This window comes from Paraburkholderia bannensis (assembly GCF_014200455.1).
GTDB classification, from domain to species: domain Bacteria; phylum Pseudomonadota; class Gammaproteobacteria; order Burkholderiales; family Burkholderiaceae; genus Paraburkholderia; species Paraburkholderia bannensis_A.
Genome location: NZ_JACHBW010000002.1, coordinates 104,862 through 125,653 on the forward strand (window position 1 = coordinate 104,862; position 20,792 = coordinate 125,653).

At 65.7% G+C, this 20,792-nt stretch carries 12 protein-coding genes, 1 tRNA gene and 2 riboswitches; of the genes, 9 read left to right on the plus strand and 4 right to left on the minus strand.

Annotated features, from left to right (window positions below; translation table 11 throughout):
- Positions 1-17: 17 nt before the first annotated feature.
- Positions 18-93, minus strand: a tRNA-Arg gene (locus F4827_RS03515).
- Between the two features lie 318 nt (positions 94-411).
- Between F4827_RS03515 and F4827_RS03520 the strand changes: the two genes are divergently transcribed.
- Complete coding sequence (locus F4827_RS03520) at positions 412-1,314, plus strand: cytochrome c5 family protein (RefSeq protein ID WP_183721646.1); 903 nt, start codon at positions 412-414, stop codon at positions 1,312-1,314.
- Between the two features lie 83 nt (positions 1,315-1,397).
- Here F4827_RS03520 and F4827_RS03525 read toward each other — a convergent pair whose 3' ends face one another.
- Positions 1,398-3,488, minus strand: coding sequence for a UvrD-helicase domain-containing protein (locus F4827_RS03525; RefSeq protein WP_183721649.1), 2,091 nt, complete (start codon positions 3,486-3,488; stop codon positions 1,398-1,400).
- 375 nt (positions 3,489-3,863) lie between these two features.
- On the opposite strand from F4827_RS03525, the gene F4827_RS03530 reads away from it, so the two are divergent.
- The 8 genes from F4827_RS03530 (at position 3,864) to F4827_RS03565 (ending at position 15,248) form a co-directional block, all read left to right on the plus strand.
- Positions 3,864-4,913 (plus strand): oxidoreductase, encoded by a 1,050-nt coding sequence (locus F4827_RS03530; RefSeq protein WP_183721652.1) that lies wholly within the window; start codon positions 3,864-3,866, stop codon positions 4,911-4,913.
- A 169-nt stretch (positions 4,914-5,082) separates the two neighbouring features.
- Positions 5,083-5,451, plus strand: coding sequence for a hypothetical protein (locus tag F4827_RS03535; RefSeq protein ID WP_183721654.1), 369 nt, complete (start codon positions 5,083-5,085; stop codon positions 5,449-5,451).
- A 188-nt stretch (positions 5,452-5,639) separates the two neighbouring features.
- Positions 5,640-5,739, plus strand: a riboswitch (glycine riboswitch).
- Positions 5,740-5,774: 35 nt separating this feature from the next.
- Positions 5,775-5,909, plus strand: a riboswitch (glycine riboswitch).
- A gap of 76 nt (positions 5,910-5,985) precedes the next feature.
- Positions 5,986-7,104, plus strand: coding sequence for a glycine cleavage system aminomethyltransferase GcvT (gene gcvT, locus F4827_RS03540; protein ID WP_183721657.1), 1,119 nt, complete (start codon positions 5,986-5,988; stop codon positions 7,102-7,104).
- Positions 7,105-7,185: 81 nt separating this feature from the next.
- Positions 7,186-7,566 carry a glycine cleavage system protein GcvH gene (gene gcvH, locus F4827_RS03545; protein ID WP_183721660.1) on the plus strand — a complete coding sequence of 127 codons (381 nt, stop codon included), beginning with the start codon at positions 7,186-7,188 and terminating at the stop codon, positions 7,564-7,566.
- 69 nt (positions 7,567-7,635) lie between these two features.
- Complete coding sequence (gene gcvP / locus F4827_RS03550) at positions 7,636-10,605, plus strand: aminomethyl-transferring glycine dehydrogenase (RefSeq protein WP_183721663.1); 2,970 nt, start codon at positions 7,636-7,638, stop codon at positions 10,603-10,605.
- Between the two features lie 302 nt (positions 10,606-10,907).
- Entirely contained in the window at positions 10,908-11,954 is a 1,047-nt protein-coding gene (locus F4827_RS03555; RefSeq protein WP_260174985.1) for an alginate lyase family protein, read from the plus strand.
- Positions 11,955-12,058: 104 nt separating this feature from the next.
- Positions 12,059-13,447, plus strand: a complete 1,389-nt coding sequence (locus F4827_RS03560) for an L-serine ammonia-lyase (protein WP_183721669.1) — start codon at positions 12,059-12,061, stop codon at positions 13,445-13,447.
- Between the two features lie 73 nt (positions 13,448-13,520).
- A complete protein-coding gene (locus F4827_RS03565; RefSeq protein ID WP_183721671.1) occupies positions 13,521-15,248 on the plus strand; it encodes a thiamine pyrophosphate-binding protein in 1,728 nt (575 codons plus the stop codon).
- Between the two features lie 131 nt (positions 15,249-15,379).
- On the opposite strand, the gene F4827_RS03570 is transcribed toward F4827_RS03565, so the two are convergent.
- Together F4827_RS03570 and putA are read right to left on the minus strand one after the other, a co-directional pair.
- Positions 15,380-16,528 carry a branched-chain amino acid ABC transporter substrate-binding protein gene (locus tag F4827_RS03570; protein ID WP_183721673.1) on the minus strand — a complete coding sequence of 383 codons (1,149 nt, stop codon included), beginning with the start codon at positions 16,526-16,528 and terminating at the stop codon, positions 15,380-15,382.
- Between the two features lie 93 nt (positions 16,529-16,621).
- The gene (gene putA, locus F4827_RS03575) at positions 16,622-20,581 is read right to left on the minus strand and encodes a trifunctional transcriptional regulator/proline dehydrogenase/L-glutamate gamma-semialdehyde dehydrogenase (protein ID WP_183721675.1); all 3,960 of its coding nucleotides are present in this window, start codon (positions 20,579-20,581) and stop codon (positions 16,622-16,624) included.
- Between the last annotated feature and the right edge of the window lie 211 nt (positions 20,582-20,792).

The following is a 20,792-nucleotide window of genomic DNA, read 5'->3' on the forward strand; positions in this document are numbered from 1 at the left end:
ATTTCACGAAACTTCTTTGGCGCGCCCGGCTGGGATCGAACCAGCAACCCCTGCCTTCGGAGGGCAGTACTCTATCCATTGAGCTACGGGCGCGCTGCCATTTGAGCGCTGCGGCAGCTACGAAGAAAACGTAGGACAGCAGCGTCGAGGAGACCGAGAGAATACCCGGTTTCGGTTAAACCGTCCACCGCGCGGGGCCGGGCGGGAACCGGCCCGCGCAAACCCCGCATAAACAGGGCCCGACTGTTCGCACAGCCCGTGGGCTCCGGGTAAACGCGCGCAGAACACCCCACCCTCACGGCAACCGGCCGCGAAACCTTGCGTCTATAATCGTCCCTGTTTGCTCAATCGCAAGGCTAATGCCGTCCTGCTGTACCGCTCACCAAAAAACCAACGGGAGACGAGACAAGCATGAGCGAAGCACCCCACGGAGCCCCGATCAAAACCCCCGGCCAGCTGATCGCCGCTGTGGTTGCCGGTTTTGCCGTCCCCATCGTCATCATCATTCTGCTCGCCTACTACGTCGACAACACGACGCGTACCGGCGCAGGCACCGACGAGCTTTCCGCCCAGCAGATCACCGAACGCATTGCGCCGATCGCGAAGGTGTCGATTCGCGACGCCAACGCGCCGCGCGTCTACAAGACCGGTGAGCAGGTTTATCAGGCGGTCTGCTCGGCGTGTCATGCGAGCGGCGCCGCGGGCGCGCCGAAGTTCGGCAATGCGGGCGACTGGGCGCCGCGCATCGCCCAGGGCTACGACACGCTCTGGCACACGGCACTGGCCGGCAAGGGCGCGATGCCCGCGCGCGGCGGCACGAGTCCCGACGATTATTCCGACTACGAGATCGGTCTCGCCGTTGCCTATATGGCGAACCACGGCGGCGCAAACTTCCAGGATCCGCCCAAGCCCGCGCCGGGTGTGGCTAACGGCGCTTCAGGTGCGGCGGCAGCAGCGCCCGCTTCTGGCGCCGATGCCAACGCCGCGCAAGCAACCGCGGCAGCCGCCGCCATCGCCGCGATCCCGCAAACCGGCGCACCGGCAGGCGGCGCGGCAGGCGGCAGCGCCGACGCCTCGCAGGCCGGCAAGGCGCTCTACACGCAGGTTTGCCAGGCGTGCCACGCAGCGGGCGTGCTCGGTGCACCGAAGTTCGGCGACAAGGCCGACTGGGCGCCGCGTCTGAAGGACCCGATGGACACCATCTACAATTACGCGCTCCACGGCAAGGGCCAGATGCCCGCGAAGGGCGGCTCGAACGCCTCCGATGCCGACGTAAAGGCCGCCGTCGACTACATGGTGAGTGCGGTGAAGTAACCAGCAGCCGCACCACAAAAACAAAGGGCCGCATCGTCATCCGATGCGGCCCTTCTCATTTCACGCGCCTATAAGCGCAAAAATCAGCCCTTCTGCAACAGCGCCTTCAAACTCGCCAGCCGGTCCTTCGGCGACATCGGCGCCTCTTCCGGCGTGGGCGGCGGCGCGTCGTCCAGCCCCATCTCCGGAATAAAACGCGACGCCTCGCACACCACCGTCTCGCGCGCGCGTTTGCGTTTCTTGCACCAGTTCAGATGCAGGCTGCGCTGCGCGCGCGTGATCGCCACGTACATCAAGCGGCGCTCTTCCTCGATGCGCGAGTCGTCGATGACGTCGTCTTCCGAGCCGCCACGGTGCGGCATGATGCCTTCCTCGACGCCCACCAGGAAAACGTGCGGATACTCCAGCCCCTTCGACGCGTGCACGGTTGACAGGCGCACCGCGTCCGGGTCTTCTTCCTTGCCCTCGAGCATCGACATCAGCGCCACCGTCTGGATCAGGCCCATCAGGTTCTTGCCGGTATCGGCGAGACCGTCGGTGTTGTCGTAACCGGTCGCTTCGCTGTCCTCGCCGATTTCCTGTTCGGGCTTGGTGCCCTTGCGCTTGAGCCACTCCAGGAATTCGAGCACGTTCTGCCATTTCGACTGCGCCTGGCGCTCGTCGAAGGCGTCGTACAGATAGGCCTCGTAGTGGATCGCGTCCATCAGATCGTCGAGCACGACCGTTGCTGGTTCCTTGAGCGCGCGCTCGGCCAGACGCTGCATGAAGTCGCAGAACACACGCATCGGCTCGACCTGACGCGCCGACAGCCGCGCCTCGATGCCGCCCATATACACCGCCTCGAACAGCGATACCTTGGCCTGTCCCGCGAACGAACCCAGCGCTTCGAGCGTCGTGTTGCCCACGCCACGGCGCGGCGTCGTGATCGCGCGAATGAACGCGGGATCGTCGTCGTGATTGGCGATCAGCCGCAGATAAGCGCAGATGTCCTTGATTTCGGCTTTATCGAAGAACGACTGGCCGCCCGAGAGCACATAGGGAATGCGTTCGCGGCGCAGCACCTGTTCGAAGATGCGCGCCTGGAAGTTGCCGCGATACAGGATCGCGTAGTCGCGAAACTGCGCGCGGCGTTCGAACTTGTGCGCGGAAAGGCGAAACACCACCGATTCGGCTTCGTGCTCTTCGTCGTTGCAGGGCGTGACGGTGATGGTGTCGCCCATGCCGTGCTCGGACCAGAGCTTTTTCTCGAAGAGCTTCGGGTTGTTGGCGATGACGTTGTTCGCCGCCGTCAGGATGCGCACGGTCGAGCGGTAGTTCTGCTCCAGCTTGATGACGTGTAGCTTCGGGTAGTCCTTGCCCAGTTGGGCGAGGTTCTCGATGGTCGCGCCGCGCCAGCCGTAGATCGCCTGGTCGTCGTCGCCCACGGCCGTGAACGCCGCGCGCGGGCCCGCCAGCAGCTTGAGCAGCTCGTACTGGCAGGTGTTGGTGTCCTGATACTCGTCCACCAGCAGGTAGCGCAGCTTGTTTTGCCAGCGCTCGCGCACCTGCTCGTTCTTCGCGAACAGCTCGGCGGGCAGGCGGATCAGATCGTCGAAGTCCACCGCCTGGTAGGCGTGCAGCGTCGCCATGTAGTTGCGGTAGACGATGGCGGCCTGGTGCTCGTCCTCGTTCGACGCCGTGGCGAGCGCTTCCTCGGGCATCACGAGGCCGTTCTTCCACAGCGAGATGATCGACTGGATCTTGCGGATAAAGCCCTTGTCGGTCGATCCCACCTGTTCCTGGATCATGGAGAAGCAGTCGTCGGAATCCATGATCGAGAACTGGGGCTTGAGACCCAGATGCTCGGCTTCCTGACGCAGGATCTGCACGCCCAGCGAGTGGAAGGTACAGACGGTCAACTGGTGCGCAGGCACCTTGCGGCCTTCCTTGCCGGGCGTGGTGAGCGTCTTGCCTTCCAGCAGCTTGCCCACGCGCTCGCGCATTTCGGCGGCGGCCTTGTTGGTGAAGGTGACGGCGGCGATATGGCGCGGCTCGAAGCCCTTCGCTTCGATCAAGTGGGCGATCTTCTGCGTGATAACGCGCGTCTTGCCGCTGCCCGCGCCCGCGAGCACGAGACAGGGACCGTCGAGATAGCGTACCGCTTCGTTTTGGGCGGGATTCAGACCTGCGGACATCGTTGCCTGGATTTGGAAAAACGGGTGATACGGCTGGAAGGCGCGAGCTTGCGTGACACGCGCTTCGAGCCGCTGGACGGCGAAGCGCGGCGAGCCGCGCGGGCGAGAGGGGGCGCTGCCCGTAGATCGCAGACGATCACAGATGGCGCGCATGCGCCTCTCGCACGAGAGGTGCGATGTTAACACGCGCCACCGTCTCGCCGATGTCGCCCCGCTAACGTCGAATCAGCCCGCACGTTCATCCCGCATCTGTCCCTCGCGCCCCGCCACGGGCGGCGTCCTGCGTGCCAAAATACCGAGTTCCCTCCCCGGCGCGTCGCTACCCGCACCGCCGCCGGACATGCTGCATAACCTGCTGGAAAGAGGACGCGCTTCATGACTGCACCGCTGCAAATCGGCCTGATGGGCTACGGCTTCGCCGGCCAGACCTTCCACGCACCAGTGATCGCCCACAGCGGCGCAGCCACGCTGGCCGCCATCGCCACGAGCCAGGCCGAACGCGCGCAGGCCAACTACCCCGATGCCGCGATCGTCCCCGATATCGACGCGCTGCTCGCGCTCGACGCCATCGAATGCGTCGTGATCGCCACGCCCAACGACACGCACTACGAACTCGCGCGCCGCACGCTGGAGCGCGGCAAGCACGTGCTGGTCGACAAGCCGGTGACGCTCACCGCCGGGCAAGCGCGCACGCTCGCAGCCATCGCGAAGCAGCGCGGCCTGGTGTTCGCGCCCTTCCACAATCGCCGCTGGGACGGCGACTTTCTCACCGTCAGGCAACTGATCGCCGATGGCGCACTCGGGCGCGTGACGCACTACGAGTCGCACTTCGACCGCTTCCGTCCCCTGGTGCGTCAGCGCTGGCGCGAGGACGCCACGCGCGGCGGCGGCCTGCTCTACGATCTCGGGCCGCATCTGATCGACCAGACACTCGCCCTCTTCGGTGCGCCGCAGTCGGTGACGGCCTTCGTCCACACGCGCCGCGACAATGCCAGCGCGCCCGACTACGCGCATATCGTGCTGCGCTACGAGGGCCTGGACGCCGTGCTGCACGCCAGTGCCCTGGCCGCCTACGCGCCGCGCTTCGCGATTCACGGCACGCGCGGCAGCTATCTGAAGAACGGCCTCGATACTCAGGAAGACCAGCTGAAAGCCGGGCTGCGCCCCGGCCAGCCCGGTTTCGGCGCGGGCAACGAGGCGGGCCTCCTGCATGCGCTGCACGACGACGGCCAGGAAGCCGAGCGCAGCATCCCCAACGCGGCAGGCAATTACGCCGATCTGTACCGCGCGCTGGCGGCGGCGATCCGCGAGGGCCAGCCGTTCCCGGTCAGCGCGCAGGACGCCGTCGACGTGATGACGATCGTCGAACTGGCGATGAAAAGCACCGAAGAAGGCCGCACGATTCCTTTCTCGCGCGCTGCCTGAGCGCGGTTCAGCCGCGTCGCGTTCCTTGCATTAGCCCGACGCGGCTGAAAGATCCATACAAACGGTTACATCTGCGAGGCGATGCGCGGTCATCGCCTCGCGCGCGCGGGACGTTTGCCGACATACAACGTCAAAAAGAGCAACAACGACCATAAAGAGGATCGCCGCAATGACCCGTTTTAACCGTGAAGTCCGCCGAATTGCGCAGCTTGCCGCCGCCGGCGCGCTCGTTTCGACGCTCGCCGCCTGCGTCGTGAACGAGCCCGCGCCGCATGCCGGCCCGAATCCGCACGAAGTCGCCCTAGACCGCCTGCATCAGGTCGATGCCCGCATCGACAACCTGAGCCGCCGCATCGACGCGCGCGTGAATCAGGGCTACTACCCGCCGCCCCAGGGCGGCGCGCTGCATCACCGCCTCGACACCATCCGCGGCGAAGCGCACGACATGGCCGCCCAGCACGGCGGCGGTATTTCCGGAGACGAGCAGCACGTGCTGAATCAGGAACTCGATACGGCTGCGCGCGCCATCGGCGAGTAAGCATTCCGGATCGAACAAAAAACGGGTCGCCATGGGCGGCCCGTTTTCATTTCGGCTCTTGCGCGGCGCGCCCGCTGGCCGCGCAAGCCTTGCCGCACGGGCTTCGCACCACCGCCGGCAAGAACCGCGCCCCAACCCGCGCCTAATTTTTCCGAATTGACACAGCCCCGAGGCGTCCCGCACAATCGCTGCGCGCGTCGGGAGAGCGTGCCGTCGATGCTTAAGACATCAGCGGCGCCGCCGAAGGGGCAACCCACAAACTCTCAGGCAAAAGGACCGTGCGCGCCGGACCGCTGGATCGCCGCAGGCGTGACAGCACTCAGGTCCGCAACTCTGGAGAGCGGCAGTAGAACAGCGGCGAATCGTAGTTCGCAACGTCGCATGTTCAGGCTGCCCACCGAAGGGGCGCGCGTCTTACCGGACGCAATCTCTCAGGTATCGAGGACAGAGGGGCCATGCAGGAAACGACCACGGGCATTGTGCCGGCGGCGTTTCCTGCATGGCCTTTTTCGTTTTCGTGACGCCTGAGGCCCCATGACCGAACTCAAACGCACCCCGCTGAACGACACGCACCGCGCGCTCAATGCCCGCATGGTGGATTTCGGCGGCTGGGACATGCCCGTCAACTACGGCTCGCAGATCGACGAGCATCGCGCCGTGCGCACCGACGCCGGCATGTTCGACGTCTCGCACATGTGCGTGGTGGACTTCGCGGGCGCGAAGGCGCGCGAGTTCTTCGCCCGCGCGCTCGCCAACAACGTCGGCAAGCTGACTACGCCGGGCAAGGCTCTCTACTCCTGCATGCTCAACCCCGAAGGCGGCGTGATCGACGACCTGATCGTCTATTACTTCGCCGACGATACCTTCCGCACCGTCGTCAACGCGGGCACCGCCGAAAAAGACCTCGCCTGGTTCGAGAAGCTCAACGCCGAAGGCGGCTTTGGCCTGACCATCACGCCGCGCCGCGATCTCGCGATCGTCGCCGTGCAGGGTCCGAACGCGCGCGAAAAGGTCTGGCAGGTCGCGCCCTCGTCGCGCAGCGCCACCGAAGTCCTCAAGCCCTTCAACGCCGCGAAGATCGAGGCCACGCCGTTCGGCGAGCTGATGATCGCGCGCACCGGCTACACCGGCGAAGACGGCTTCGAAGTCGTCGTACCGGCCGCCGCCGTCTGCGAACTCTGGGACGCGCTCAAGCGTCAGGGCGTGACGCCCTGCGGGTTGGGCGCGCGCGACACGCTGCGCCTCGAAGCCGGCATGAATCTCTACGGCCAGGATATGGACGAAGGCGTCTCGCCGCTCGACGCGGGCCTCGCCTGGACCGTCGACATGAAAGAGCCGCGCGACTTCGTTGGCCGCGCCGTGCTCGAAGCCAACGGCGCACGCTCGACCTTCGTCGGCCTGATCCTGCAGAAGGAAAACGGCAAGGCTGGCGGCGTGCTGCGCGCCCACCAGAAAGTGCTGACTGCGCACGGCGAAGGCGAGATCACGAGCGGCACGTTCTCGCCGACGATGCAGGAATCCATCGCTTTTGCGCGCGTGCCCGCGGGTGTGCAGCCGGGCGATCAGGTGCAGGTGCAAATCCGTGACAAGGCCCTTCCCGCAAGCGTGGTAAAACTGCCGTTCGTGCGCAATGGCAAGGTGCTGGTCGCCTGATTCAGCGGGCCTTCACAGCTATCTCGCCGCGCACGCCTCCCTCTTTTCTAGCCATATAAGCAACCACGCACTGGAGCAACCATGAGCATCCCGGCCGATCTGAAATACACCGAATCGCACGAGTGGGTCCGCACCGAAGCCGACGGCACCCTCACCGTCGGCATCACCGACCACGCGCAACAGGCGCTGGGCGACATCGTCTTCCTGGAACTGCCGGAAGCGGGCCGCCAGGTCAGCGCCGGCGACGCGATCGCCGTGATCGAATCGGTCAAGGCCGCGTCGGACATCTACGCACCGGTCACGGGCGAGATCGTCGCATCGAACGCCGACCTCGTCGACGCCCCGGACGAAGTCAACAGCGAGCCGTATGAATCGTGGCTCTTCAAGATCAAGCCCGCCGCCGACGCCAAGCTCGACGGGCTGATCGACGCCGCCGCCTACGAAAAGGCCATCGGCGCTTAACCCCAACCGTCACGGCGCGGCGGCACGAGGCTCCTGGCAGCCTCACGCCGCGCGCCGGCAGGAAACTTCATGAAGCTCGAACACCCGGATCGTCTGATGAACACCTCGCCCTCGGCTATTTCGCTCGCGGCGCTCGAAGCCCACGACGCCTTCGCCGCCCGTCACATCGGCCCCGATACGGCCGACCAGCAGGCGATGCTCGATGCGCTGGGCTTTGCCTCGCGCGCCGCGCTGATGGATGCGGTGATTCCGGCGCAGATCCGCCGCAAGGAAACGCTGCCGCTCGGCCCCTTCGCGCAGCCGCGCACGGAAGCCGAAGCCATCACCGCCTTGCGCGCGCTCGCAGACAAGAACCAGGTGTTCCGCTCGTACATCGGGCAGGGCTACTACGACACGCATACGCCGGCCGTGATCCTGCGCAACGTGCTGGAAAACCCGGCGTGGTACACGGCTTACACGCCGTACCAGCCGGAAATCTCGCAGGGCCGCCTCGAAGCCCTGCTCAACTATCAGCAGATGATCGTCGACCTCACGGGTCTGGCGATCTCGAATGCCTCGCTGCTCGACGAAGCCACCGCCGCCGCCGAAGCCATGACGCTGGTGCAGCGCGTGGGCAAGTCGAAGTCGAACGTGTTCTTCGTCGCCGACGACGTGCTGCCGCAGACCATCGAAGTGGTGAAGACGCGCGCCCGGCCGATCGGCATCGAAGTGAAGGTCGGTCCCGCCGCTGAAGCCGCCCAGGCTGGCGCGTTTGGCGTGCTGCTGCAATATCCGGGCGCCAACGGCGATGTGCGCGATTACCGCGAACTCGCCCAGGCCGTGCACGCCGCTGGCGGCGCTGTGATCGCTGCAGCCGACCTGCTCGCGCTCACGCTGCTCACGCCGCCGGGCGAATGGGGCGCGGACGTGGCCGTGGGCAACTCGCAGCGCTTCGGCGTGCCGATGGGCTTCGGCGGCCCGCACGCCGCTTACCTCGCGGTGAAGGACGAATTCAAGCGCCAGATGCCGGGCCGCCTCGTGGGCGTGACTGTCGATGCGAACGGCAACCCGGCGCTGCGCCTCGCGCTGCAAACGCGTGAACAGCATATCCGTCGCGAGAAGGCCACCTCGAACGTCTGCACGGCGCAGGCGCTGCTCGCGATCATGGCCAGCATGTACGCGGTCTATCACGGCCCGCAAGGCCTCAAGCGCATCGCGCAGCGCGTGAACCGCATCGCGTCGATCCTCGCCGCGGGCGCGCAAAAACTCGGCTACACGCAGGTCAACGAGTCGTTCTTCGACACACTCACGTTCGAAGCCGGCGCGCGCACCCAGGCGCTGCACGACGCCGCGCTCGCACGCGGCATGAACCTGCGTCGCGTGAGCGAAACGCGTGTGGGTGTCTCCGTCGACGAAACCACCACGCGCGCCGATCTGGCCGACCTGCTCGCCGTGTTCGCGCAAGCCGCGTTCGCGGGCGAAACGCCGTCCGTCGATGCGCTCGACGCGGAACTCGCCGCCAGCGCCGCCGCCACGTATCCCGCAGCGCTCGCGCGCGAAAGCGCCTACCTCACGCACCCGGTCTTCAACCGTCATCATTCGGAAACCGAAATGCTGCGCTATCTTCGCAGCCTGTCGGACAAGGATCTCGCGCTCGACCGCTCGATGATCCCGCTCGGCTCGTGCACGATGAAGCTCAATGCGACTTCGGAAATGCTGCCGGTCACGTGGCCCGAGTTCGGCCAGATCCATCCGTTCGCGCCGGCCGAGCAAACCGTCGGCTATCGTGAAATGGTCGATCAGCTCGAACAGATGCTGGTGGCCGCCACCGGCTACGCCGCCGTCTCGCTGCAGCCGAACGCCGGCTCGCAGGGCGAATACGCGGGCCTGCTGATCATCCAGGCGTACCACGCCTCGCGCGGCGAAGCCGACCGCAACGTCTGCCTGATTCCCGCTTCGGCGCATGGCACCAACCCGGCGTCGGCGCAGATGGCCGGCATGCAGGTCGTGGTGGTCGCGTGCGACGCGCAAGGCAACGTCGATCTCGCCGACCTCAAGGCCAAGGCCGATCAGCACGCCGCCAAGCTGGCGGCGATCATGATCACGTATCCGTCGACGCACGGCGTCTTCGAACAGAACGTGCGCGAAGTCTGCGAAATCGTTCACGCGCACGGCGGCCAGGTGTACGTCGACGGCGCGAACATGAACGCGATGGTCGGTCTGGCCGCACCAGGCCAGTTCGGCGGCGACGTTTCGCACCTGAACCTGCACAAGACCTTCTGCATTCCGCACGGCGGCGGCGGACCGGGCGTCGGTCCGGTCGCGGTTGGCGCGCATCTGGCGCAATTCCTGCCGAACCAGTTGTCGTCGGGCTACAAGCGCTCGACCGACAAGGGGCACGGCATCGGCGCAGTGAGCGCGGCGCCCTACGGCTCGGCCTCGATCCTGCCGATCTCGTGGATGTACATCGCCATGATGGGCGCGGCCAATCTCACCGCCGCCACCGAAACCGCGATCCTCAACGCCAACTACGTCGCGAAGAAGCTCGCGCCGCACTATCCGGTGCTGTACAGCGGCCCCGGCGGTCTGGTTGCGCACGAGTGCATTCTCGATCTGCGTCCCATCAAGGACGCAAGCGGCATCACCGTGGACGACGTCGCCAAGCGCCTGATGGATTACGGTTTCCACGCGCCGACCATGAGCTTCCCGGTGCCGGGCACGCTGATGGTCGAGCCGACCGAATCGGAATCGAAGGAGGAGCTGGACCGCTTCATCGACGCGATGGTTGCAATCCGTGAGGAAATTCGCGCCGTCGAGGAAGGCCGCGCGGACAAGGAAGACAACCCGCTGCGTCACGCGCCGCACACGGCGGCCGTGGTGGTCGCGAACGAGTGGAAGCATGCTTACTCGCGCGAACAGGCGGCCTACCCGGTCGCCTCGCTCGCCGCGCGCAAGTACTGGCCGCCGGTTGGCCGCGCCGATAACGCTTACGGCGACCGCAACCTGTTCTGCTCGTGCGTGCCGGTCGGCGAATATGCCGACGAAAGCGCGGGCGAATAACCCGCGAAACCCGTCGCAAACCCTCATGCGGCCCCTGTACGGGGTGTTCAAGCCGTCGCGTGCCTGCATCCCGATCAAGGCGCAGGCCGCGGCGGCTTTTGCGCAACGTACATTTGCCGCCGCAAACGTCCGCCAAACCGTTAACATCACACACCTGTCAGCCTTGAATCAGGGAGTCGCGCATGGCGCGGAAGGTGGAAACGGCCTCGGCCGGGCATGCTCAATCGCTAACGCAGCTCATCCGGCGGGGCACATCGCGAGCGCGCACGCCGCGTGCGCGCCTCGCGGCCTGTCTCGTGAGCATGGGCCTTGCGGCCTTGAGCGCGGCGCAACCGGCGCAAGCGGCAATGAACTTCTGCGCGGCGCCCGCCTTGCAGACGAGCGAGCGCACCAATGCCGACCCAGGCGTGAAAGCGCTGGTGGCCGAAGTGCAGTCGCACGTGAACGACACGCCGCATCCGCTGGCGAAACTGCATACCGAAGGCACGTTGCCGCACGAGGGCATTTACGACCAGAGCGTGGAGGCCGAGAAGGAACTCGACCTGATGCGCAACGCGGCGCTCGCCTGGCGCGCGACCAGCGACGACCGCTACCTGAAACTCGTCGACCGCTTTCTGTTTGCCTGGGTCACGACTTACCAGCCGAGCTTCAACCCGATCGACGAGACGCATTTCGAAGGGCTGATCCTCGCCTACGACATGACCGCCAGCGCGCTGCCCGTGAAGACGCGCAACGCGACGATGGTGTTCCTGAACAAGTTCGCCAACGGCTACATCCAGCAGGTGGATGCGCAGGCGCGCCCGCTCAAGGGCACATTCGCGAACAACTGGCAGAGCCATCGCGTGAAGCTGATTTCGATGATCGCGTTCACGCTGGACAACCGCAAGATGATCGCGACGGCGCAGCGCATGTTCATCGAGCATATCGGCGACAACGTCGCGCCCGATGGCTCGACGCTCGATTTCACCGAGCGCGACGCGCTGCACTACGTCACCTACGATTTGCAGCCGCTCGTGACGGCCGCGCTCGCCGCGCGCCGCCACAACCGCAACTGGTTGCCGGAGCGCGCCGCCAACGGCGCGACGCTGGCGGGCGCGCTGGACTGGCTCACGCCCTACGCCCTGGGCGACAAGACGCACGAGGAATTCGTGCATTCGAGCGTGGCGTTCGACGCCAAACGCCGCGAAGCCGGGTTGCCCGGCTATACCGGCGCATGGGACCCGAAGAACGCCGCCGAGCTGTATCACCTTGCAGCGCGACTCGACGGCCGTTACACGCCGGTCGCGCTCAAGCTGGCGCCCACGCCACCCGCGTGGCTCGCCGTTTGCCTGCCGTTGCCGGCGCGCTAACCAGCGCGCGAGGGGTTGCAGCGGTGGCGCATTGATTACGATGCCGCACACCGCACCGTGCGGCATCCCCTGAAAACCGACACGATCAAGCAGGAGCAGTACCCATGGCAGTAAGTGTTTTCGATCTTTTCAAGATCGGCATCGGGCCGTCGAGCTCGCACACCGTCGGCCCGATGCGCGCCGCCCTGATGTTCGCCGAAGGGCTGGAGCGCGACGCTCTGCTCGCGCCCACCGCAGCGGTGAAAGTCGAGCTGTACGGCTCGCTCGGCGCGACCGGCAAGGGCCACGGCACCGACCGCGGCGTCATGCTCGGCCTGATGGGCGATGCGCCCGACACCGTCGATCCCGACACCATCAACGAACGCCTCGAAGCCGTGCGCAGCTCGCGCCTGCTCGCGCTGCTTGGCCATCACACGATTCCCTTCGTGATGAAGGAGCACATCGCGTTCTATCGCCAGGCGCTGCCCGAGCATCCGAACGGCATGAAGCTGCGCGCGATGGACGCGAATGGCGAGACGCTGCGCGAGAGCACCTATCTGTCCGTGGGCGGCGGTTTCGTCGTCACGGCGGGCGCACCGAATACCAAGGTGCTGTCGGCCGCGCAGCAGATGCCGCACCCGTTCCGCTCGGGCGCGGGACTGCTCGCGTTGTGTTCCTCGACGGGAAAAAGCATCGCGCAGCTGATGCTCGAAAACGAGCGCGTCTGGCATAGCGACGAGGACATCCGCACGGGTCTCCTGCGCATCTGGGACGTGATGCAATCGTGCGTCACGCGCGGCTGCGGCATCAACAATCCCGACGCCGAAGGCACGCTGCCCGGCCCGTTCCAGGTCAAGCGCCGCGCGCCGCAGCTGTATCGCGCGCTCACCGCGCATCCGGAGCGTGCGCTGCAGGATCCGCTCTCGATGATCGACTGGATCAACCTCTACGCGATCGCCGTCAACGAAGAAAACGCCGCCGGCGGCCGCGTCGTCACCGCGCCCACCAACGGCGCGGCCGGCATCATCCCTGCCGTGTTGCACTATTACGTGCGCTTCACGCCCGGGGCGAACGAGCAAGGCGTGATCGACTTCCTGCTCACCGCCGCCGCGATCGGCATTCTGTACAAGCTCAACGCGTCGATTTCGGGCGCGGAAGTGGGCTGCCAGGGCGAAGTGGGCGTGGCCTGCTCGATGGCGGCGGGCGCGCTCGCGGCCGTGATGGGCGGCACGCCGCTGCAAGTGGAAAACGCCGCTGAAATCGGCATGGAACACAACCTTGGCCTGACCTGCGACCCGGTTGGCGGCATGGTGCAGATTCCCTGCATCGAGCGCAACGCGATGGCGTCGGTGAAAGCCGTGAACGCCGCGCGCATGGCGCTGCGCGGCGATGGCGCACATTACGTCTCGCTCGACTCCGTCATCAAGACGATGCGCGAAACCGGCGCGGACATGAAGACGAAATACAAGGAGACCTCGCGCGGCGGCCTGGCGGTGAATATCGTCGAGTGCTGATGCGAACGTCTGCTGAAAGACCCTATCGAAGCAGGATCTAACCGATTCAAGACTGAGAGGAGACAGCAACACCATGCAGCAGCAGTCGAACGAAACCGCTTCAAAAACCGCATCGGAAACCGTCGCGGGTGCGCGCCTCGTGGTGGATGCGCTCGTCGCCAACGGCGTCGAGCGCGTGTTCTGCGTGCCCGGCGAGAGCTATCTGGCCGTACTCGATTCGCTCGCCGATGAGACCGCACGCATCGAAACGATCGTGTGCCGCCATGAAGCCGCGGCCGCGAATATGGCCGAAGCCATCGGCAAGCTCACCGGCAAGCCCGGCGTGGCGCTCGTCACGCGCGGTCCCGGCGCGACGCACGCCTCCATCGGCGTGCATACGGCCTTCCAGGACTCCACGCCGATGATCCTGCTGATCGGCCAGGTGGCGCGCGAACAGATGGACCGCGAGGCCTTCCAGGAGATCGATTACCGGCGCATGTTCGGGCAGATGGCGAAGTGGGTCGCGCAGATCGACGATGCGCGCCGCGTACCCGAATACCTGAGCCACGCGTTCCATGTGGCGACATCGGGCCGCCCCGGCCCGGTCGTGCTTGCGCTGCCCGAAGACATGCTCAGCGGCGCGATTCCCGCTGCCGAGGCGCAGCGCACGCCGCCCGCCGCGCGGCGCGTGCAGGCTTCGCCTTCCGCGGCGCAGATGACGCAACTGCGCGACCTGCTGGCAAGCGCGAAGAAGCCCTTCGTCATCGCGGGCGGCCACGGCTGGACGCCCGAAGCCTGCGCCAACCTGCAGCGCTTCGTCGAAAACTGGCAATTGCCGATTGGCCTCGCATTCCGCTTCCAGGACACGCTCAGCAACGATCATCCGAATTACGCGGGCGATGTGGGTCTGGGCATCAATCCGGCGCTGGCGGCGCGCATTCGCGAAGCCGACGTGCTGCTCGCGCTCGGCCCGCGTCTGGGCGAGTCCACCACCGGCGGCTATGCGCTGCTCGACATTCCGAAGACGACGCAAACGCTCATCCACGTCCATCAAGGCGCGGAAGAACTGGGCCGGGTCTACTTCGCCGATCTGCCGATCGTCTCGGGTCTCGCCGAAATTGCCGCATTGCTCGCGGCGCTGCCCGCGCCCGACATGCCCGCATGGACCGGCGCGGCCACCGAAGCGCACGAAGCGTATCTCGCGTGGCGCGCACCGCGCCCGATGCCCGGCGACGTGCAACTCGGCGAAGTGATGAAACAGTTGCGCGCGCAGCTTCCCGACGATGCCATCGTCACGAACGGCGCGGGCAATTACGCAACCTGGCTGCATCGGCACTTCTCGTATCGGCATTTCCGCTCGCAGCTCGCGCCCACCAGCGGCGCGATGGGTTATGGCGTGCCTGCGGCGATTGCGGCGAAGTCGCTGTATCCCGAGCGCACCGTGGTGGCGCTCGCGGGCGACGGCTGCTTCATGATGGCCGCGCCGGAACTCGCCACTGCCATGCAGTACGGCCTGAACGTGGTGTTCATCGTCGTGAACAACAGCCACTACGGCACCATCCGCATGCATCAGGAGCGCAACTATCCGAACCGCGTACACGGCACGCAGCTCACCAATCCGGATTTCGCCTTGTTCGCGCAGTCGTTCGGCGCGCATGGCGAAGTGGTCACGAGCACGGATCAGTTCACGAGCGCACTCGAACGCGCGCTCGCGGCAGGCAAGCCCGCGCTGATCGAGATCCGCGTGACGAAGGAAGCGAGCACACCCGCTGCCACGCTTGAGCAGGTGCGCGAGGCGGGTCGAAAATCTCGTGGGGAATGATCGCGGATAACTGAAAAGGAATCCTGAATAAGCTCACCTTTGGTGTCACGCAAGGCGAGCGCGCAAAGCAAAAGCCCCGCAGGCTCATCACCTGCGGGGCTTTTTACTGCGATGAAACTAAAGCGAGTGGCTTACTTGCCGCCCACGCTTTGCAGCGTCGTCCACTTGCCGTCGACAACCTTGTACAGCGTGATGCCGCCGTTCTTCAGGTCGCCCTTCGGGTCATAGGCGAGATCCTTCGCCGTGACTGCCGGCATGCTGGTCTTCGCGAGGAACGGCAGGTACTTGGCCGGATCCGTCGAGTTGGCCTTCTTCATGGCGTCGAACATGGCCATTGCGCCGTCGTAAGCGTACGGCGAGTACGTTTGCACGTCTTCACCAAAGCGCTTCTTGTACTTCGCCACGTAATCCTTGCCGCCCGGCATTTCTTCCAGCGGCAGACCCGCCAGCGAAGCCACCGTGCCGTTCGCCGCGTCACCCGCGATCTGCAGGAAGGTCGGCGTGTGGACCATCTCGCCGCCCATCAGCGGAGCCTTGATACCCAGCGACTTCATCTGCTTGACCATCGGCGCTGCCTGCGAATCGGCGCCGCCGTAATAGATCATGTCCGGGTTCTGCGCCTTCACCTTGGTCAGAATCGACTTGAAGTCGACAGCCTTGTCGTTGGTGTATTCGCGGTCGATGATGTTGCCGCCCGAAGCCTTCGCGGCCTTCGCGAATTCGTCAGCGAGACCCTGGCCGTAAGCCGTGCGGTCGTCGATCACCACGATCTTCTTCATGCCGAGCGTCTTGACCGCGAACGTGCCGGCTACCGAGCCTTGCTGCGTGTCCGACGTCATCATGCGGAACGTCGTCTTGAAGCCTTGCTGGGTGTATTCCGGCGCCGTGGCCATGGCGATTTCGGGGATGCCTGCGTTCGCGTAGATGCGCGAAGCCGGGATCGTCGTGCCCGAGTTGAAGTGGCCGAGCATGCCCTTGATACCGTCGTCGACAAGCTTCTGCGCGACCGTCGTGCCCGTGCGCGGGTCAGCCTGATCGTCTGCGGAATCCAGCACGAAGCGCACCGGCTTGCCGCCGATCACCGGCTTGGTCGCGTTCATGTCTTCGACCGCGAGCGTGATGCCGTTCTGGAAGTCCTTGCCGTAGTGCGCCTGCGCACCCGTCATCGGACCGGCGAAACCGATCTTGACGTCTTCGGCCGACTGCGCGTGTGCGGTCCCCGCCAGCGACAGGGCGGCAACCAGCGTTGCGCCTGCCAGCTGCTTCATCGTGTGTTGCATAGCTTCTCCTTGGTACCAGGTATCAAATGAGCGGCTTCGGCGCGAGGCTTTGCCGCTTCCTTGTCTTGAGACGATCGACAGTATGGACTGTGCTTAACCGATCGTCATCAGATTTGCATTGCCGCCAGCCGCAGCGGTATTCACGCTCACCGAACGCTCCGTGAGCAGACGTTCGAGTGCGTAATCCTCGTCGCCATTGGCGAGCGCATGCGCCGCCACGCCTTGCACCGACACGATCGGGCCGCCTCTTTTGGCCACTTCCTTCACGAGGCCGAGCAGCTCGTCGCTGTCGCCTTCGAACAGCACGGCGTCGAAGTCGGCGTCGGCCGTCTTCTTGATCGCGACGTGCGCCTTGAGCGATGCGGGCAGTGCATTCACCAGCGCTTCACCGGCCGTGCCCTGGAACAGCGCGCGGTTGCCCGTGGCCAGCACGACGGCGAGTTGGGCGCGCGCGCCGGTCGGCGTCGAGGCCACGCACAGCACCGTGCCGCGTGCGGACAGCGTGTAGGTGTTGCGCTCGCCGGTCGGGCCGGACAGCACCGCCGTTGCGCCTGCCAGCACGTATTGCAGATAGCCGTCGCAACGCGCCGCGAGTGCGGGTTCGCGCTCGGCGATCAGCCAGTCGCGCAGCGTCGTCAGATTCGCGTGCGCCGAATTGCCCGCGTATTTGTCACCTGCTTCGCCTTGCGGTTGATCGACGATCAGCGAATCGGACAGCGACTTCGGCAAGCCCGCCGGACGCTTCGCGAGCAGACGCGACAGATACAGCGCGCCACCCGCCTTCGGCCCCGTGCCCGACAGACCTTCGCCGCCGAACGGCTGCACGCCGACCACAGCGCCGATCACATTCCGGTTCACATAAATGTTGCCCACGTGCGCGCGACCAATCACGTGCGCGATGGTTTCATCGATACGCGTGTGGATGCCGAGCGTGAGGCCATAGCCGGTTGCGCGGATCTGTTCGAGCAGCTTGTCGAGCTGGCTGCGGCGGTAACGGATCACGTGCAGCACCGGGCCGAACACTTCGCGCTTGAGTTCGTCGAGGCTGTCGATTTCGATCAGCGTCGGCGGCACGAAGGTGCCCTTGGTGCAATCGTCGCCCATCGCCATCTGCACGACCTTGCGGCCCTTTTCGCGCATCGCGGCCACGTGGCCGTCGATGCCGCGCTTGGCTTCGGCGTCGATCACCGGGCCCACGTCGACCGAGAGACGATCGGGGTTGCCCACCGCCAGTTCCTGCATGGCGCCCGTGAGCATTTCGAGCGTGCGATCGGCCACATCGTCCTGCAGGCACAGCACGCGCAGCGCCGAACAACGCTGGCCTGCCGAGTCGAACGCGCTTTGCAGCACGTCGGCGACGACCTGTTCCGCGAGCGCCGACGAATCGACGATCATCGCGTTCTGGCCGCCGGTTTCGGCGATCAGCGGGATCGGACGGCCATCCGAATCCAGGCGCTGCGACAGCGTCTTGTTGATGAGGCGCGCGACTTCGGTCGAGCCGGTGAACATGACGGCGCGGGTGCGTGCGTCGGCAACCAGCGCCGCGCCCACGGTTTCGCCGTCGCCCGGCAGCAGTTGCACGGCGCCTGCGGGCACGCCCGCTTCGCGCAGGATGCGCACGGCTTGCGCGGCGATCAGCGGCGTTTGCTCAGCGGGCTTCGCGAGCACGGTGTTGCCGGCCGCGAGCGCGGCGGCCACCTGGCCCATGAAGATCGCCAGCGGGAAGTTCCACGGGCTGATACAGACGACCGGACCGAGCGGACGATGCGTATCGTTCGAGAATTCTTCGCGGATCTGCGTCGAGTAATAGCGCAGGAAGTCGATCGCTTCGCGGATTTCGGCGATGGCGTTCGGCAGCGACTTGCCCGCTTCGCGCACGATCAGACCCATCAGCGTGTGCATCTGCGCTTCGAGCAGATCGGCGGCGCGCGACAGGCAATCGGCGCGCGCTTCGACCGGCGTGGCTTGCCAGATCGGCGCGGCGGCGACCGCGTGCGAGAGCGCGGCGCTCACGTGTTCGCTGGTGGCTTCCACGACCGTGCCGACCAGATCGCGATGATCGGACGGATTGCGCACGTCATGCGCGCTTGTTGCAGACCCGCCTTCTGCGAGATCGATATCCGCGAGCATCGGCGCGGCGCGCCACGGATGATGGGCGCTTGCCAGCAACGCCGACGACAGCGACGCCAGGCGATGCTCGTTCGACAGATCGAGGCCCATCGAATTGAGGCGCTCGCTGCCGTAGAGTTCGCGCGGCAGCGGAATCTTCGTGTGCGGCGCACCCAGCGGCACGACCTTGGCGGCGTCGTCGACGGGGTTCGTCACGAGTTCGGCGACCGGCACGGTTTCATCGGCGATGCGGTTCACGAACGAGGTGTTCGCGCCGTTTTCCAGCAGACGACGCACGAGGTACGCGAGCAGCGTTTCGTGCGTGCCGACCGGCGCGTAGACGCGGCACGGACGGTTCAGCTTGCCCTGCGCGAGCGGGCCGGTGACTTCTTCGTACAGCGGCTCGCCCATGCCGTGCAGGCACTGGAATTCGTACTGGCCAGGATAGTAGTTGTTGCCCGCGAGGTGATAGATAGCCGCGAGCGTGTACGCATTGTGCGTGGCGAACTGCGGATAGACGGCATCCGGCGCGCCCAGCAGCTTCTTCGCGCAGGCGAGGTAAGAGACGTCCGTGTAGATCTTGCGCGTGTACACCGGATAGCCTTCGAGGCCATCGACCTGCGCACGCTTGATTTCCGTATCCCAGTACGCACCCTTCACCAGACGCACCATGATGCGGTGACGGCTGCGGCGCGCCAGATCGACGATGTAGTCGATCACGAACGGGCAGCGCTTCTGGTACGCCTGCACCACGAAGCCGATGCCGTTCCAGCCCGCCAGTTCCTGGTCGAAGCACAGCGCTTCGAGCAGATCGAGCGAGAGTTCGAGGCGGTCGGCTTCTTCGGCGTCGATATTCAGGCCGATGTCGTAGCGGCGCGCGAGCACGGCGAGCGCACGCACGCGCGGCAGCAGTTCGTTCATCGTGCGTTCCTGCTGCGCACGCGAATAACGCGGATGCAGCGCGGAAAGCTTGATCGAGATGCCAGGACCTTCGTAGATGCCACGGCCGCCGGCAGCCTTGCCGATCGCGTGGATCGCCTGCTCGTAGGCGGCGTAGTAGCGCTGCGCATCGGCTTCGGTGGTGGCGGCTTCGCCGAGCATGTCGTACGAGTAGCGGAAACCGCGTGCTTCGAACTTGCGGCTGTTGGCCAGCGCTTCGGAGATGTTCTCGCCGGTGACGAACTGCTCGCCCATCAGGCGCATCGCCATATCCACGCCCTTGCGGATCAGCGGCTCGCCGCCCTTGCCGATCATGCGCGTAAGCGCCGAGGAGAGCCCCGTTTCGCTATTCGTCGTCACCAGCTTGCCGGTGATCATGAGGCCCCACGTGGCGGCGTTCACGAACAGCGACGGCGCGTGGCCGACGTGCGATTTCCAGTCGCCCTTGCTGATCTTGTCGCGGATCAGCGCGTCGCGCGTGGCGCGATCGGGAATGCGCAGCAGCGCTTCGGCCAGGCACATCAGCGCCACGCCTTCCTGGCTGGACAGCGAAAACTCGTGGATCAGGCCTTCGACGCCGCCGCCCGTGCGCTTGGCGCGCAGCGTTTCGACCAGCTTCGTGGCCAGCTTCGTGACATCGCCGGTGAGGTTGGCGGGCAGACGCGCCTCGCCGATCAGGAACGGCACGCATTCCGGTTCCGGACGGCGGTACGCGGCAGTAATGGCCGCGCGCAACACCGACTGCGGTTGCACGTTTTGCGCGAATTCGAGGAACGGGTGCGACGCGTATTCGTCCGGGCCGTCGGTTGCGCCATCGCCAACATCGGCGGCGCTCACATGGCCGTTCAGTTCGGGCGGCAGTTGCCCGTGCTCGATCTTTTCGAGGTACGCGAAGATGGCTTGCTTGATGAGCCAGTGCGGAGTGCGCTCAAGGCGCGTAGCGGCATCTTTGAGCCGCGAGCGGAGGAGGTCATCGACCTTGACGCCAAGGGTGGTGCTAGCCATGTTTCCTTCGTATGCCGGCTGACCCGCACCGGCCAAAGACCAAAAAGTTGGCGAATCGTACCCCTCCCAAAAAAAAGGTGCAACCAATTTCGTGGAACGGTTGCACCCCGCTGAAAGCCCCGTGCAGCCTGGGTTTGCGGCGGGTTGCGGGGTTCGGGGCGACGGCGGGTTGCGCTCGGTATTTTCCCTGGGCATGAAACTTTTTTGTCAC

Coding starts and splice junctions, on each gene's coding strand:
- F4827_RS03520 (WP_183721646.1), top strand. CDS start 412: ATGAGCGAAGCACCCCACGGAGCCCCGATCAAAACCCCCGGCCAGCTG.
- F4827_RS03525 (WP_183721649.1), bottom strand. CDS start 3,488: ATGTCCGCAGGTCTGAATCCCGCCCAAAACGAAGCGGTACGCTATCTC.
- F4827_RS03530 (WP_183721652.1), top strand. CDS start 3,864: ATGACTGCACCGCTGCAAATCGGCCTGATGGGCTACGGCTTCGCCGGC.
- F4827_RS03535 (WP_183721654.1), top strand. CDS start 5,083: ATGACCCGTTTTAACCGTGAAGTCCGCCGAATTGCGCAGCTTGCCGCC.
- gcvT (WP_183721657.1), top strand. CDS start 5,986: ATGACCGAACTCAAACGCACCCCGCTGAACGACACGCACCGCGCGCTC.
- gcvH (WP_183721660.1), top strand. CDS start 7,186: ATGAGCATCCCGGCCGATCTGAAATACACCGAATCGCACGAGTGGGTC.
- gcvP (WP_183721663.1), top strand. CDS start 7,636: ATGAAGCTCGAACACCCGGATCGTCTGATGAACACCTCGCCCTCGGCT.
- F4827_RS03555 (WP_260174985.1), top strand. CDS start 10,908: ATGGGCCTTGCGGCCTTGAGCGCGGCGCAACCGGCGCAAGCGGCAATG.
- F4827_RS03560 (WP_183721669.1), top strand. CDS start 12,059: ATGGCAGTAAGTGTTTTCGATCTTTTCAAGATCGGCATCGGGCCGTCG.
- F4827_RS03565 (WP_183721671.1), top strand. CDS start 13,521: ATGCAGCAGCAGTCGAACGAAACCGCTTCAAAAACCGCATCGGAAACC.
- F4827_RS03570 (WP_183721673.1), bottom strand. CDS start 16,528: ATGCAACACACGATGAAGCAGCTGGCAGGCGCAACGCTGGTTGCCGCC.
- putA (WP_183721675.1), bottom strand. CDS start 20,581: ATGGCTAGCACCACCCTTGGCGTCAAGGTCGATGACCTCCTCCGCTCG.